Here is a 15,674-nt window from a genome sequence, read left to right as displayed (position 1 = left end):
ATCAATCAATATTGCTACAAGAATCAATTTCGTGAATTCTACCACATAATCTGGAACATCTCCCAACCATAGTTGAAATAAAAGCTCTGCGTTTAAAAAAAAATGGAATCGTTACTACAGCTAACAGATAAAATGAAAACTTAGAACTACGAAAAACTAAACTTTGCATAGCAGCTAACTCATTTTGAGCATAATATTTGACTATTTGGGGCTTTGTAGCTGTTACAAAATTCAGAACAAACTGGTTTAATGTTACGCTTACCTGATATGCTACACCACGCCCGGCATTTACAAGCGGACCAAAAAAATATCCGAGAAAAATATTCATACCTTGCGTATTCATAACGTTAGCCATAGAATCAAACATATTCCAACCTGTAAAACTTAAAATCTTTTTTTGAACGGATTTGTCCCAAGTTCTAGAGTATTTTATATGTGGATAATTTTTTTGGCAATAAAAAAAGTACAATGAACCTACAATACTTGTTGATAGAAGTAAAATTATTGCATATAGTCTCAATTTATCTCCGACATATAATTGTAATAGAAAAACCGAAATCAGTTTAAAAACAACTTCGAATATTGATATGTAGGAGTAGACATTCATTTTTTCATTGGCAATAATCAAAGCATTGAACGGGACTGAAAGAAGTGATACAACAAGACTTATCATTGAACAATTGAAAACAAAATTTGCTGTGCTCACTCTATCTAATGGAATCGTCGTCAATTTTTCATTTAAAAACCACGAACCTAATAGTTGTCCGATTCCAAATATTATAATCGCCAGAAAAATGTAAGTCCATAATGTGGTGTTAACAATACTAGCTAACATACTACTATTATTTTTACCAATTTCTAAAGCAAAAAAACGTTGGGATGCAGAAGATAAAGATTGACTTAAAAAAGAGAACATTGCAACGACACCACCTACTAAGTTGTATATGCCGTAGTCTTCTGTTCCCAACTCTTGCAGCACAATTCTAACCGTATAAAGGTTTACAAATATTATCAGAAGCATCCTAATGTAGAGAAATAGCGTGTTTTTCGCTATTCTCTTATTATTTGCGTCAATCATTCGCCAATTCTGTTATGATAATACGTCTTATCTATCCTACGATATGTTCCCACTGTGTATTGTAATTGCCTTTCATTAGAGCAATATCAGAAACTACCATTTCGGACACCAAAGCAGCTAGATCGTACTGTGGTTTCCACCCTAGTTTTGTTTTTGATTTCGTAGGATCGCCTAACAATAAATCTACTTCAGTCGGTCTGTAATAGGTAGGATCTACGCGAACAACAACCTGTCCAATTTCAAATTGATACTCATCATTGCTTAGGCTCTTTACCATTGCAATTTCTTGCTCGGCCTCACCGCTAAACTCCAACTCTACGCCTACTTCTTGAAAGGCCAGACGCACAAAGTCTCTAACGGAAGTAGTTATTCCAGTTGCAATTACGTAATCCTCTGGTTCATCTTGCTGTAAGATTCGCCACATGGCTTCTACGTAATCTTTCGCGTGGCCCCAGTCGCGTAATGCATTCATATTCCCTAGATACAAACACTCTTGCTTTCCTAGAGCAATGGCTGCCGTGGCCATAGTGATCTTACGAGTCACAAACGTCTCGCCGCGACGAGGTGATTCATGATTAAACAAAATACCATTGCAAGCATACATATTGTACGCTTCACGGTAATTCTTCGTAATCCAAAACCCATAAATCTTGGCTACGCCGTAAGGTGACCGTGGGTAAAAAGGAGAACTTTCATCGTAAAAGCCTTCGGAGTTTTTATTCTCTTCCAAACCTCCATATAACTCTGAAGTGGATGCCTGATATATCCGTGTTTTATTTTCTAGCTTTAAGATGCGTACTGCTTCCAAAATACGTAAAGTACCTAAGCCATCAACATTACCAACATATTCGGGTGAATCGAAAGATACCTTGACGTGGGACATGGCACCTAAGTTGTAAATCTCATCTGGCTGTACTTCTTGAATAATGCGGATCAGATTAGTCGAATCTGTTAGATCGCCATAATGCAGTTTGAATCGCACGTGCTGTTCATGCTGATCGATGTATAAATGATCTATACGGTGTGTATTAAACGATGATGCTCTGCGTTTGACACCATGTACCATATATCCTTTTTCCAATAATAATTCGGCTAGATAAGAACCATCTTGCCCGGTAATGCCTGTAATTAATGCTGTTTTCATGTATTGTCGTACTTAGTTTCAAATAGGTAGATCGTACAGACTACCGAAAGTTGATATAAATTTTAATAGACTGCTTCGTCGATGCTTTTCTAGCAACGACGGTATCTTAAAGTTTAACTTGTTTATAATCCTTCTGATTCGCCAGAAACCAGTCGTAGGTTTCTGCAATACCGTGGCTCAACCCAATTTTGTGCTTCCAGCCAAGATTATGCATCTTTGAAATGTCCATTAGCTTGCGTGGTGTTCCATCAGGTTTACTGCTATCCCAGATAATATCACCTTGATGGCCAACAGCATTTTGTATAGTTTTGGCTAACGCTTTAATCGTCAGATCTTCTCCTGTACCAACATTGTATAAATACTCTGGCAATACATTCTCCAAGGCAAACAAAACAGCGTTGGCCAGATCATCGACAAATAGGAATTCGCGCATCGGTGTTCCTGACCCCCAAAGTGTCACAGGGACATGTCCATTCTCTTTCGCTTCATGGAACTTACGGATCATGGCGGGTAAAACGTGTGACGTATTCAAATCAAAATTGTCATTGGTACCGTATAGGTTGGTCGGCATTAGGCTAACATAGTCCTTTCCGAATTGCTGACGAATGGCTTGACATGCTTTTACTCCCGTAATTTTAGCAATGGCGTACCACTCGTTGGTTGGTTCCAAGGAGTCTGTTAATAGGTATGCTTCTTTGAGCGGTTGGGGCGCCAGTTTGGGATAAATACAAGATGAACCAAGAAATATAAATTTCTGAACCGCATGCTGATGTGCCGCATCAATCAGATTGTTCTGAATCTGCATATTCTCCATCAAGAACTGATAAGGATAATCATTGTTCGCTAGAATCCCGCCGACACGAGCCGCTGCATCAATAACCACATCCGGCTGCTCTTGCTCAAAAAAGTCCGAAACGGCTTGTTGATTTCGTAAATCCAACTCGAACGAGGTACGTACAATAAGGTTGTTATAGCCATTGCTTTCCAACATTCTTTTTACTGCTGAGCCTACCATGCCTCTGTGCCCAGCTAAGTATATTTTAGCCTGCTTTTCCATGTATTTTATTTACGTTTGAATAGTTGTTGCCAACATTTCTTGCTTTTATCTTCTTGACCATATTCACCGTAGCCGTATCCATAACCATAGCCGTAGTTACTATAATAGCTTCCGGTAGCTTTCACATCGTTCACGATTAATTGAATAGGTGAAATACGTTCTTTTGATACCAAATCATTTGGAATACGCAATTGCTCCTTAAAAGTATGACCATGTCGTACCAAATACAGGCACACGTCGGCATAGCGGTTTAGCAATTGTGCGTCGGTCACCATACCAACAGGTGGAGCATCCATTAGCACATAATCGTAATGTTCCTTTACTGTTTGCATTAATTGCTCTGCCCTTGCGCTCACTAATAATTCGGCCGGGTTAGGCGGGATAGCACCAGCCTGTATTAGATCCACATGCTCATGTACACCGGATGGCGTCAGGACATCCTCCAATCGCATTTCTGGTCGTACGACATAGTGAGAAAATCCTTTCCCAGCAGACAAATTTAGTTTAGTGGTTATGGAAGGCTTGCGTAAATCCAATTCCATAATCAACACCTTTTTACCTAATAAAGCGAGCGACACGGCCAAATTGAGCGCTACATACGACTTTCCTTCACCAGACATCGAGGAAGTAAATAGAATCGTTTTTTTGCTTTGCAAAGCAAACTCCAAGTTGGTACGTATCGCACGAAACTGCTCCGCAATAGGCGAACGCGAGGTTTTGGTGATAACGACTTGGCCTTGTTCATCGGAGTGCGAGACCGTACCGAGTATAGGCAACTTGTTCCCTCGCTCGATATCGTCCATACTCATCACTCGAACATTAAGCAATCCTTTGATGTACAAAATCCCCAAAGGCAGCAAAAGGCCAACAAAAAAACCTAGGACGTAAATGATTTTTTTCTTAGGTGAGATGGGTTCCTGACTTGATCGAGGAGCATCAATTACCTTGGAATTAGATACATTTGCAGTGCGGCTAATGGCGGTTTCTTCCCACTTCTCTTGCAAGAAAATATACTGCGCTTGCTTGATTTGTTGTAAACGCGCTAAATCAATGTATCCCCTTTCAATAGTAGGTACTCGCTGTATTTGAGAGGTTAATTGGTTAGACATTTGAGCCTGTTTGGATCTAGACAGTTCAAGATTACGCTTTGTGGAGGCCAAACTGCTAATCATGTCTTCACGCACACCAGCAATTTGAACGGTAATGTTTTTGACTAATGGATTATCTTCGGTATTTGCTAGCAATAGACGTTCCCTCTGTAACACCAATTCATTATAGCGATTGATTAAGGCATTAAATGCAGCGTCATGCAGCACCACAGAGGCTGGTACAACACGTGGATTACTTACATCCCGTAGATAGTTGGACATAGCGTCCAAGCTAGATAGTTGGACATCAATCTCAGCCAAACTCTTCGTATAACTCGCAGAATTCTCTAGCAAGATGCGACTCTGCTCCGTCATATCAGCCAGCTGTGTCCTCTGCTTGTAACCAGATATACGGTCTTCGACTCCCGCCAACTCTTGTGTTATCGCTGTAAGTCTCGCATTGATAAATGATAAAGTGGAGTCTGCAATGACGTTTTTGTCATCTAGGTTACGCTGCACGTATTTTTGAATCAGCATCTGCAATTGCTCTTCACCTCGTTTTGGCAGGCTACTCTTAAGCACCAGATCGATAGTGGAAACATTTTTATTGGTAACGGATACACTTAGAGCCTGCATAAGACCGGCAACAACCTTCCCTACTGGACGGATAGTAAAGCCATACGGCTGTTCCTTAAGGATCTGACCAACATTGTTGATTTGAAGTAATCCCACTTCATCAATTGCGAAAGGTTTGCCGATTGCTACCTGAAACGTAGTGTCAGGATTGGTTAAAACAAGTTGTCCACCTTCATCTTGTGCTATACCAAGACTTATAATCTCCCGAATAGAATCAGGGTCTGATAATATAGATACCTCAAATGGTGCAGAATATACGGATCTTGCTTTAAAAGTACCCTCAGCGAAGTAGCTTATATAGGAGCTATCAGCGTATACCATCTCTCGCATCAAATCATGTGTCAACAGTACTTCAACCTCGTTATCTACGGAACTCTTACCGCCCATTAATCCCGACAAGTCGCCCATTAGGGAACCTTCAAGAGAACTTCCACCTTTTTTATCATCGGAGACTAATAGTTTTGCCTCAACGGTATACACTGGAACAGTATAACGTAGATAGAAAAAGGCTAATAATATGCCTAATATTCCACACAAGAAAAACCAATACCAATTGGACAGAACCTGCCCCACAAACCTCATCAGTTCTTTATTGTCCGACTGTCTATCTTCAAATTCGAACTCATCATTCCAATCTTTTGCACTCATAAGTATAAATCGTGATTTGAAAACGTGTTTTTTAACTAAACAACTATCTCCATCTTGTTAATAAAACAATAAGCAAGGATAACGATGAACCAATGATCGCATAAGTCTGCGTTCTGGCAGCGTTATTCGCTGCAGCCTTGGCCTTGCCAGGCTCTACGTAGATCACGTCGTTTTGTCGCAAATAATAATAAGGAGATTGAAAGATGTCGCTATCGTTTAAGTTGAGTCTTACCATAGCTTTCTCTCCCTTTTCCTCCCGGATAAGTAAGACATTCTCCCGTTTACCGTAGATTGTTAGATCTCCAGCTAAACCTAGTGCATCTAAGACAGTAACTTTTTCGTTTGGTACGGTGTATGTCGCAGGTCTTAACACCTCCCCTAGTACCGTGATCTTATAATTAGCGAACCGCACCTGTACCGTTGGATTTCGATAAAATTCAGATGCTTTGTTTGTAATGAGTTCTCTCGCTTCGTAGGTGGTGAGGCCGAGCACGTTCACTTTTCCAAGTAACGTCATGTGCACATAACCATCTTTGTCTACTAGAAAACCGGATATAACCTGATTACCCACATTACTAGCGCTACTCGCGCCTACAGCTTGCACAGCTTCGGCCTGATTAACAACACTACTGGTGGTGGGATCTAATGTCTGGATAGTGATGCTCAGTATATCATCCGATTGGATAACGGGCTCTGTGAAGTCGGCAGCTGTTCTCATTATTTTTAACGAATCTGCCGGAAGATCATTGAAATATACAATATTTTTTACCGAGCAACTATCTAATAATAGTATACTTAGCAAGCCGCATAATAGATACCAAAAGGGTGTTCGTGGTAAAGATCTTTTTAAGTTATTAGTCATTGTAATTGTAGTTGTAGGTTTTTAGTATGATTTGTCAGACATCGACCGTGTCGAATAATGCCTGATTTTGTAATTTACATTGCTTCAAGTAGGGCCATAAATCCTCTTTTCCGATCCAGTGTTCGAGCGCTTTGATGTGTCGCATATGATGAACGTCGCTACCGACCAGATCCACCAAACCTTTCTCACTTAATTGCCGCGCTGCCTTTTTTTCATTAGAACCATAATAGCCGTAAAGTGATAGCAGGTTGAGTTGGAGCAAACAGCCTAATTCTCGTAGCCGCTTAATGGCATTTACATTGCCATGATAAAAGACATAGCGTTCAGGATGAGCCAATATGGGTTTATAGCCATTCACTTGTAAGTCAAAAATGGCTTTCTCAATCAGCGTGCTTTCCTGAATATATGACATCTCTATTAAGACATAGTTGTTAGGCAGTGTGATTAAACCTTCTCCATTCTGTATCAAACCAGCAAAATACGTATCGACCATATATTCAGCCGCGTATCCTCCAGCTAACTCGGCGTACTTACTCAGCACGATTTTTTCGTATGCATTTGCAATTGATTGTGCGGTATTGGGGTACATACCTTCGAAGATATGCGGAGTAAAAAAAAACTTCTGGATTCCCAATCCTGATAAACGCTGGATCAATTGTAAACTATCTTCCAATGTTGCAGCGCCATCGTCTAAACTTGGCAAGATGTGAGAATGCATATCAATCTGCATCCATTCTAAATTCTGAAACTTTCTTTTTGCTCGGAAGATGTTTAGCATAGTTTGTATTAGTAAGCCAAATAATTGTAGAAATACCCGGCCGGAGCGACCGTCCGGGATATTTCCCTACAATTACAAGCTAACACTTGTTTCTTTGGTAAACCATACAGATTTTGTTGTCTACGAATCGTATTCGGAGAATTTCTAAAAACCAGATGGAGTACACTATTTTTCACGTTGTATTAATTTTATAAATTCCCACACTCTTCGGTCAAAATAGCCAAGTTGGTGGCACCCGCCTTTTCACCCATGATATCTCCCGGTTGTATACCGACAGTATCAGTATTGTCTACACTAATAGTTTTCCCACCAACAACTTTCACTCGGTTGTTCCAGATTGCTTTAAAGTCATATTTAGTGCCATCAGTACGTAGTAAAGTTGTTCTTAAAAAACCATTGGTAACAGTACCTAAAAATTTGAATTCTCTTGTACCAGTAACACGATAAAATAGTTGGAATGTTGGCAGTAAAGTAATAGGGTCTACCTTATCTGGACAACGTACGTACAATTGCAATGTTGCTACAGCATTGGTAGGATCTCCTGGACTCGGTAGTACTATTTGAGTAATCTGCCCACAAGTAGCCAAAGTACTTTCTGCGATCACAGCGCCAGCAGCATTCTTCACTACGATCGATACATTGTTTGCAGGCAAATTTGCGATAGATATACTTGCATTATTGCTCGACACGGAGTACTGAGCAGATGCGATCACATTTCCACCCCACACGGCCTCAACTGTCACTGGATAAGTTGAACTATTAGACATCCATTCGCCAGAGAAATTAATGATCGACTCATCGGAACAAGCTTCAGCAAACTCACCCGCCAAGAAAAATGTCAAGTGGGTAATTGGGAAGCTAACCTCATAACCAGAGGCGGCCGAACCACCAACGGCAATACTTTGCTCAAATCTCCAAAGACCATCGTCACTGCTATTACTAAAGATGTCAAAATTGCTCCCAGTTGCGATCGTTTGGCCAGTAATCGGACTAATATAATCGTCACTTACTGGTAAACTGACGGTCAAAGGTTGGCTGAACTGTCGGATAGCCACGCCATTAATAACCATATTAATCTCCGTAATGGCTGCCGGACTAAAAGTTCCTGCCGCACTAGCACCTCCAGCTAAGATAACATTGTTACTTCTCAAGCTACCACCTGGAAGTACTGATTGTGCATTTTGGTCACGTCCATTGATGCTACCGACTACTACTTGAAGGTTAGTACCCACAATAATATTTCCTGCAGCATCTCTAAACTGCGTACCCGCCGGAATACTCAATGCTACTCGACCTCCTTCACCATCGGCAGAAGGTAATGAAACAGTAATCGCTTCTGTAGTGGCGCCATTTGCTCCTAGTGCTATATTTTGAGTAACCTGCTCTACACCTCCTGGAACTTGCGTTGGTTTTCTTAAGATAATGGTTTCGATACCTGCAGATGCATCTGTAATAGAAACGGGAACAATTTGCGTGGTGTATCCGCTGGCAGCGATTGAAACCATAAAACGCACCGGATTGGACGCAGAAACAGTTCGTTTAGGATCTAGACCAAAGATTACGAGGTTTTCAGTTGGTTTGAAGTCACGAAAACCATTCATGTTGTAGATGTCTTGAGTATCGCCAGATTCAAGTGTGACAGAAACGCCATTGATAGTATTTCCGTTTTGATCAACGATGCGCAAAGTCGCCGAATGTTTGATCACCTCCGTACTGATGATTAAATCAAAATCCTTTAGTGGGTTTTCACATGCCCCAGTCACACTCAGTAAAATAAGTGCGCATATATAAGTAGCTATTTTTTTCATGTTTGTCAATTGCTAATGGTTGAATAGTGTTTACCAGAAACGGTAACTGAATCCAATTTCAACACGTGGTAGATAACGATAGTTGCGAATGTTATTTTCGATCCGCGACGCATTAGCCACATTTTCTTCCAATAAACCGCTTGCTTCCATACGAACTGACGGCTTCGATAAATAATAAGCTCCTAAATCAATATTCATAGAGAATCGACTATCGATCACAATATTACTCCAACCTATACCTGCATAGGGATTGACAGTCTCTTTCCAATTCACGCGCGTCGTAATTGTACCTACATATTCTGGATCTACCGCAATCTCCCCGTAACGGTATGGATCAGCTAAGCGTGTTTCCAATCTGCCATCTAATTTGAAAAAGTAGGCTCCACCCAATTGCACATTGAAAGAACGAAAAAATCCTGTTCTTGAAGCAAAGGGAGTCCAGCCGAACAATAAGGAAACATTGTGCGCATTAGCAAAAACGTTTGTTCTGGTATCGCGATTACTGTAGTTTCCTTTAATCTTAGTATTAAACGGCATAAAACTACCGGCCAATCGCGCTCCGAAGTGAGTGCCCAACGGCTGATAGTAGTGTACGCCTACGCCGGTTGTTCCGACGTGCACACCTAATCCTACTGGATACGGATAACCGTACTCATAGGCCGATGCAGGGATACTGTCTCGATCGCCACCATTTGCGAGCACGCTTGTGCTGGCGAAAAGGCTGCACAAAGCGAACAGCATCATCACGACTAATGTGAATTTAAATTTCATAAAGGTTGATTTGATATTATAAATAGATGTTAATAAGCGTTTTCTTCCCCTTTTATCATATTAATAGCCGTCATGCATACGATCTTAAAGTCAAGCATGGCTGACCAGTTTCTTAAGTATTCAATATCGTATTCTACCCGTTTGGCCATTAATGCCGGATCTTTAGTTTCTCCTCTGAATCCGTTTACTTGCGCCCAACCTGTAATTCCCGGTTTCACGAAGTGGCGAACCATATAATGTTGAATCAGTTGACTATAATGCTCTGTGTGCGACAACATGTGTGGCCTTGGGCCTACGACACTCATTTGTCCTAGAAACACATTAATAAATTGTGGAAATTCATCCAGATTCGTTTTTCGCAGAAAATGTCCAATCGATGTAATTCGCTTATCACCTTTGCTGGCTTGTTGCGCGTTAGATTGTTTGTTCACCACCATGCTTCTAAATTTATAGCAACCAAAAGCCCGATTGTTTCTCCCAGAACGTGGTTGCTTAAAAAAGATTGGCCCCGGACTTTGAATCTTGATGATTAAGCCAATGATAGGAATCATCCAACTTAGGATGAAGACAATCACCATACTACTGATGAATAAGTCAATTAGCCGTTTCTTAAAACGGTTTTCCATGGTAGACATGGGCTCTTCATGCGATTTAAGCACGGGCAGATCAAACTTGACCTGTGTGGTTTCATTTCCGTTATAAGTTATCCTTGCACTGATCGCTGGAACAAAGTTTAGCTGTACACATTGGAAATCCGCAGCTACAATCAAATCTTCAGTATATGCACTGACCTCGGGCGTAGTTACCAAAAACACGTCGTGGATACCATCTTTGGATACTGTCTCAAAATATTCCTTAAATCGCTGCAAGGTCTTTTCTTTGTTTTGCAGCGCGTCCGGATCTTTGTATCCAATCGTATTGATGCTATAAAAGTCACCTTGTCTATCAAAATATTCTGCTACAGGAGCCAAATGATCGCCATGACCAATAATAGCAACTCGCTTGGACCAATTAAATTTCTTGGCAAATGCTGGATATATGTAAGTCATGAAAAAACGAGACACAATGAAGTAGGCAGCTAGCACTACAGAAAGAATGGCAACAAAAGGCCATGCATGCGCCAACTGAAAACCAGACATTACACAGATTCCAAACGAAATGATCAATCCGGCACCGCCGCGAAGTGTCGCTCGAAACATATTCTCCAAGCGCTCCATCGAAATATCACGGTAAAGATGTGAAAGTAGTGAAGCTAGGACAGCTAATAAATTATACATCATCCATAAGGATTGAAAAGAGGACGATGATTTATCAATATATTTTATCAAATTCAATTCTAACGCCAGATCGAAAGCAAAGAGAAATGCCAAATTCACAAAAACAAAATCTGTTGCTATCCAAAAGGCTCTCAAGTAGACAAGTACTCGATTTTGAACATACCTAAACATACTTATTTAAAGATTTAGTGAATAAATTTTTCAAAACTCTCGTTTTTTACACCACAGCCATTGCATATAAGACTCATTTTCAACAACATTCTGAAAAAAACTATGTCAAACACCGATTCTAAAGTCAAACACTATGAATAATCAGCAATATTATGGAGATATTACGACCACACATGCATTTCAAATCCTAATCTCGATTCGATTCCCAAAGATACATGCAGATTTTCGCGCAAACAACGATTCTCGAAGCAAGAAGGGTAGACAATTAAGGGACAATAATAAAAGAATACGTTTAAACAGGGCTGGGTACGTATTCATTCATGAGAGTGTCCACCTATTGTCCACCCCATGAAGTGATGATAAAAAGATAATATATTATTGCTTTTATTATGAATATGACAAAAAACAACTCGATATGTTAGCAACATTGGTGTCGTAACAACTATTTCAGTTAGCAAGATCTTCCATCTTCTTCTTTAGACGCTGTTTTCCTTTCTTCACGCCATCCATCGAAATACCGAGCAAAGTAGACATTCCCATATTGCTGTAATTCAATTTTATTAGCGCAAGAAGTCGAAGATCACCTTCTGTAAGTCGGGGGTATTTCAGCTTTTTCTTCTTTAAATAATCCGGAAATACCTGATCAAATGTAAGCTTGAATTTGGTCCATCTATCATCGGTCATAATAGGCTCTTTCAGCAACTCATCTAGCGCTTCTGCAGAGCGCACTTTGATGTTGATATTTTCTTTACCAAGTTTTTCTAGATCATTTTGCAGACCCGCGATCAGCGTACTACTTTCTTTTGATTTTTCGTCAGCCTCTTTCCAGGAGTTGGTGATCGTCTCTAACTCTTTGTTCAGCACTTCGCGTTCCATAGCATGGATTAGTTGCTCCTTCTCCAATAGAGTGGATTTGATTTTCAACCTATTCTTGCTTCTATTGAGAAGTAGTATAATGATAATTAGAACGGAGGTCACGAGAAGGCCAAAGGTAAGCTCTAATAGTAAGGTTGTTTTTCGCTCTTCATCAGACGCAGCAAGGGATCGTTGAAAATCGTCTGATTGCCACTGCCAATACGCGCGTTGCAATTCGTCGTAACGTTCTGTAGCACGTAGGCTATCATCAAAATGCACGTAGGCCTTTAAGTACCGTAATTCTTCGGTCTGATTTCCCTTTATACGCGCAATTTCCGAATGCAACTTTGCTATCCGAGTTTTGAAAGGTAAAAAAAAGGGCTTTGCCTTTACATACTGCTCACCGCGCGCAAGATATCCTTCCGCTTCTTGCCACCCTCCAACGTCTATCAATACTTCAGCCAATTTGATCATGGATCGCATCGCATCTAGATGCTCATGGTATTTGACCGACAATCGTACATTTTCTCGTAGCAAGCGAATAGCTTTTGAGGGATTTCCCTTCTGCTCTTCTATAGAAGCAAGATTACCAATGACGATCCCCATCCAAAGACTATCTTGATTACGCTCCGCAACACCCAGCGCTCTTTGAAAATGAACTACTGCTTGGCCAAGTAATTGTTGTTTTTCGCTATATACACCCATGGAGTTTACCATACTGATGTGTAGAGATGTGCCATCTTTACAATAAGGCAAGCCTTCTTGTAATAATTTAATCGCGCCGGAATAGTTACCGATGTACCCGTAGAAAGTAGAGATTTGATGTATATGACGGGCAAATAGAGGTACCGATTTATAATCCACCTGCCCGATCAATTCACCTGCCTGCAAAAAATATGGAGTCGCTGTTTCCAGTTCCCTATACACAAAATAATAGTATCCTTGTCGAATAAGCACTATTACGATAAGCTCATTGTTATCAAGGCGCTTTGCGGATAATAGCGCTTTTCTATAATAAAGGTCAGATTTAGCATTCACCTTGTCCGCCATACGAGAATAATGATCTGCCGCAAGTAAATCATGAACTATCTCGAGTTCAGCACTATTTTTTGTCTTCGCTGTTTGAAGAAGGTTATTAAGGCTTTCGGCTGTCGCTGCGCTATCTTTGGATCGATAAATTTGATCCATTAATACAGACTCTAGAGAAGATAAGCTACCTACGCTATTAGGTTTATTCGATAAGGATTTATGTTGAGCATGTATACTAACATTGCACAACAAAAAAGCTATCACGTAGAGAAAACGGGACATGTATAATGCTGTTCTTTTCAAAGGTTGACATTACAATGATACTTATTGTGGATCGAAAATCAAAAACTTGTTACAAACAATCAGAAAAAACTATTGAGGAAGAAAAAACGATTTAATTTCGAAAGAAAAGCTAAATCTAGGCAGATTTCTCACTCGGAACCACGTTAAGAAACTCGGGATCATCCAATACCATGAATTCTGAGTTCTGCGATTTAAATTCTGGCACAATAGCCTTGATTCTTGACACCAACTCAATATTACAATAGCTTGCAGGCATGCATTTTATATAATTGCATAACTCCTCGATCTCCATATATCTTTCAGCGAGGTCGTCCGTATTGACTTTAGCAATCATGATCTTCTCATGATATGTTTTGATCGTATTTTCACCATTCGCCAACAGTTCCTCAAAAACTTTTTCGCCTGGACGAAGACCAACAATCTTGATATCAATATCAACAGGATACTGAAGTCCCTTGAGGGCAATCATTTTCTTTGCCAGTTCCATAATTCTAACTGGCCGCCCCATGTCAAACACAAACACCTCTCCTCCCTTACCCATAACGGCAGCCTCTTGCACCAATTGACAAGCTTCTGGTATAGTCATAAAATACCGCGTAATATCGGGGTGTGTAATTGTCAAAGGCCCACCTTCTTTTATTTGTCGTTCAAAAAGTGGTATCACAGAGCCATTAGACCCCAACACATTACCAAACCGAGTCACAATATAGGGGGTCTTGGATTTTCTATTCAGTGCAGCAACATACACCTCCGCGATTCGTTTTGTAGCACCCATCACATTAGTAGGGTTTACGGCTTTGTCGGTAGAAACCATTACGAACTTTTCGACCTCATATTTATCCGCTAATCGCGCAATCACCGTTGTACCAACCACATTTGTCCAGACCGCTTCGTATGGATTCTCCTCCATTAATGGCACATGCTTATAAGCCGCCGCATGGAATATGATGTCTGGCCGCTCAGCCTCAAATAGAGCTTCCATAAAAACAGCGTCTCGCACATCACCTACCACAGGCTTTATGTCCTGGGGTCGGTTTAGATGCTTGAGCTCCTGTTGTACATCGTAAAGGGCAGACTCAGCCTGATCTACAATAATCAATTTCTTGCAAGCAGCACGAGCAATCTGCCGCACCAATTCAGCACCAATAGAACCGGCACCACCAGTTACGAGTATTGTTTTTCCTTGAAATGCTTCGGACACGACTGGATTATCGATATTAATCGCTTTTCTTCCAAGCAGATCTTCGATTTTCAAGGTTCGAATGTGCTGCGCTGCGACGGCTCCTTCGATGTATTTGGAGGAAGGCGGAATTACCTTGATTTTCAATGGAAGTTTCTCTGCCACACTAGAGATTCGACTCAGTCGTTCAGGGTCTATATCGTCGATAGCGATAATAAGCTCTTGCGCTCCACCGATCTGCCCTAGCAAATCATACGATAAATGACTTAAGGGGCGAACTGGCAAACCATTTATGTGCTTCCCAATACGTTTGGGATTATCATCCACAATGGCTACGACCCGATACCTATTTCTGGACCCTAAATGCAGCATGTTATACGTATTATGCCCCATATTACCCGCACCAAAAAGTATAACTGAAATCGCATTCTCCTTGTTGTACCAAAACAATTGGTGAAACAATTCACGATATAGCAGTCGCAACCCACTCATAGTAATTCCCACCATCATACCGTGTAAAAGAAGTTGCGTGTGGGAAAAATGAAAAATAGTATGGCTAATTGTACGTGATGATGTCTGATTTAAAAAAAACGAATCGACACTATACGCCGACACAAAAAGAACTAGCATAGAAAGTAATATGCTGTTCCCGATCAAGAAAAGATCATTCAGGCTCGTTCTACGAATAATCCCTTTAAAAGGCCTGTAAACGAGGAAGGAAATAAAATATACCAGCGATACTACAACAGATTGACTCAACATCGTACTGATATTCACCTTTCCTACCAACCGCATGATGAGCAGATAACTCAGACAGAAACAGCTCCAGACAACTACAAAGTCAATGAGCAACACCAACCACCTTGGTCCGTGCATTAATAACTTTGATTTTACATCCGAGCTTAAAAACATCAAGATCTGCCGCTAATTATTTTCACCCACTAGATTAAATAACGGGTAATAAAGACGTAAAGATATGAAAATAAACA

General features: G+C 40.6%; 11 protein-coding genes. All 11 read right to left on the bottom strand.

Annotation, left to right across the window (positions count from 1 at the left end; translation table 11 throughout):
* Nucleotide 1 precedes the first annotated feature (1 nt).
* Nucleotides 2-1,078 (bottom strand): oligosaccharide flippase family protein, encoded by a 1,077-nt coding sequence (locus tag A0125_RS08180; RefSeq protein ID WP_066754504.1) that lies wholly within the window; start codon nucleotides 1,076-1,078, stop codon nucleotides 2-4.
* A gap of 31 nt (nucleotides 1,079-1,109) precedes the next feature.
* Entirely contained in the window at nucleotides 1,110-2,222 is a 1,113-nt protein-coding gene (gene gmd / locus A0125_RS08175; RefSeq protein ID WP_066754502.1) for a GDP-mannose 4,6-dehydratase, read from the bottom strand.
* Between the two features lie 106 nt (nucleotides 2,223-2,328).
* A complete protein-coding gene (locus A0125_RS08170) occupies nucleotides 2,329-3,279 on the bottom strand; it encodes a GDP-L-fucose synthase family protein (RefSeq protein ID WP_066754500.1) in 951 nt (316 codons plus the stop codon).
* A 5-nt stretch (nucleotides 3,280-3,284) separates the two neighbouring features.
* Nucleotides 3,285-5,651 carry a GumC family protein gene (locus A0125_RS08165; protein ID WP_066754498.1) on the bottom strand — a complete coding sequence of 789 codons (2,367 nt, stop codon included), beginning with the start codon at nucleotides 5,649-5,651 and terminating at the stop codon, nucleotides 3,285-3,287.
* 43 nt (nucleotides 5,652-5,694) lie between these two features.
* Nucleotides 5,695-6,369, bottom strand: a complete 675-nt coding sequence (locus tag A0125_RS08160; protein ID WP_231863180.1) for a polysaccharide biosynthesis/export family protein — start codon at nucleotides 6,367-6,369, stop codon at nucleotides 5,695-5,697.
* A 178-nt stretch (nucleotides 6,370-6,547) separates the two neighbouring features.
* Nucleotides 6,548-7,291, bottom strand: coding sequence for a tyrosine-protein phosphatase (locus tag A0125_RS08155; protein WP_066754495.1), 744 nt, complete (start codon nucleotides 7,289-7,291; stop codon nucleotides 6,548-6,550).
* Between the two features lie 188 nt (nucleotides 7,292-7,479).
* A complete protein-coding gene (locus A0125_RS08150; protein ID WP_066754494.1) occupies nucleotides 7,480-9,099 on the bottom strand; it encodes a hypothetical protein in 1,620 nt (539 codons plus the stop codon).
* Between the two features lie 30 nt (nucleotides 9,100-9,129).
* Nucleotides 9,130-9,870 (bottom strand): hypothetical protein, encoded by a 741-nt coding sequence (locus A0125_RS08145; RefSeq protein ID WP_066754492.1) that lies wholly within the window; start codon nucleotides 9,868-9,870, stop codon nucleotides 9,130-9,132.
* Nucleotides 9,871-9,899: 29 nt separating this feature from the next.
* Entirely contained in the window at nucleotides 9,900-11,318 is a 1,419-nt protein-coding gene (locus A0125_RS08140) for an exopolysaccharide biosynthesis polyprenyl glycosylphosphotransferase (protein WP_066754490.1), read from the bottom strand.
* Nucleotides 11,319-11,765: 447 nt separating this feature from the next.
* Complete coding sequence (locus tag A0125_RS08135) at nucleotides 11,766-13,361, bottom strand: tetratricopeptide repeat protein (RefSeq protein WP_066754488.1); 1,596 nt, start codon at nucleotides 13,359-13,361, stop codon at nucleotides 11,766-11,768.
* Between the two features lie 259 nt (nucleotides 13,362-13,620).
* Nucleotides 13,621-15,597, bottom strand: coding sequence for a nucleoside-diphosphate sugar epimerase/dehydratase (locus A0125_RS08130; protein WP_066754486.1), 1,977 nt, complete (start codon nucleotides 15,595-15,597; stop codon nucleotides 13,621-13,623).
* Between the last annotated feature and the right edge of the window lie 77 nt (nucleotides 15,598-15,674).

Origin of the sequence: Sphingobacterium populi, from assembly GCF_001586775.1 — a bacterium.
Classification (GTDB): Bacteria; Bacteroidota; Bacteroidia; order Sphingobacteriales; family Sphingobacteriaceae; genus Sphingobacterium; species Sphingobacterium populi.
Note: the sequence above shows the minus strand (reverse complement) of the source record. Positions and strands in the feature narration are given on the sequence as shown.

Coding starts and splice junctions, on each gene's coding strand:
- A0125_RS08160 (WP_231863180.1), bottom strand. CDS start 6,369: ATGAGAACAGCTGCCGACTTCACAGAGCCCGTTATCCAATCGGATGAT.
- gmd (WP_066754502.1), bottom strand. CDS start 2,222: ATGAAAACAGCATTAATTACAGGCATTACCGGGCAAGATGGTTCTTAT.
- A0125_RS08165 (WP_066754498.1), bottom strand. CDS start 5,651: ATGAGTGCAAAAGATTGGAATGATGAGTTCGAATTTGAAGATAGACAG.
- A0125_RS08150 (WP_066754494.1), bottom strand. CDS start 9,099: ATGAAAAAAATAGCTACTTATATATGCGCACTTATTTTACTGAGTGTG.
- A0125_RS08170 (WP_066754500.1), bottom strand. CDS start 3,279: ATGGAAAAGCAGGCTAAAATATACTTAGCTGGGCACAGAGGCATGGTA.
- A0125_RS08145 (WP_066754492.1), bottom strand. CDS start 9,870: ATGAAATTTAAATTCACATTAGTCGTGATGATGCTGTTCGCTTTGTGC.
- A0125_RS08140 (WP_066754490.1), bottom strand. CDS start 11,318: ATGTTTAGGTATGTTCAAAATCGAGTACTTGTCTACTTGAGAGCCTTT.
- A0125_RS08180 (WP_066754504.1), bottom strand. CDS start 1,078: ATGATTGACGCAAATAATAAGAGAATAGCGAAAAACACGCTATTTCTC.
- A0125_RS08135 (WP_066754488.1), bottom strand. CDS start 13,361: ATGGATCAAATTTATCGATCCAAAGATAGCGCAGCGACAGCCGAAAGC.
- A0125_RS08155 (WP_066754495.1), bottom strand. CDS start 7,291: ATGCTAAACATCTTCCGAGCAAAAAGAAAGTTTCAGAATTTAGAATGG.
- A0125_RS08130 (WP_066754486.1), bottom strand. CDS start 15,597: ATGTTTTTAAGCTCGGATGTAAAATCAAAGTTATTAATGCACGGACCA.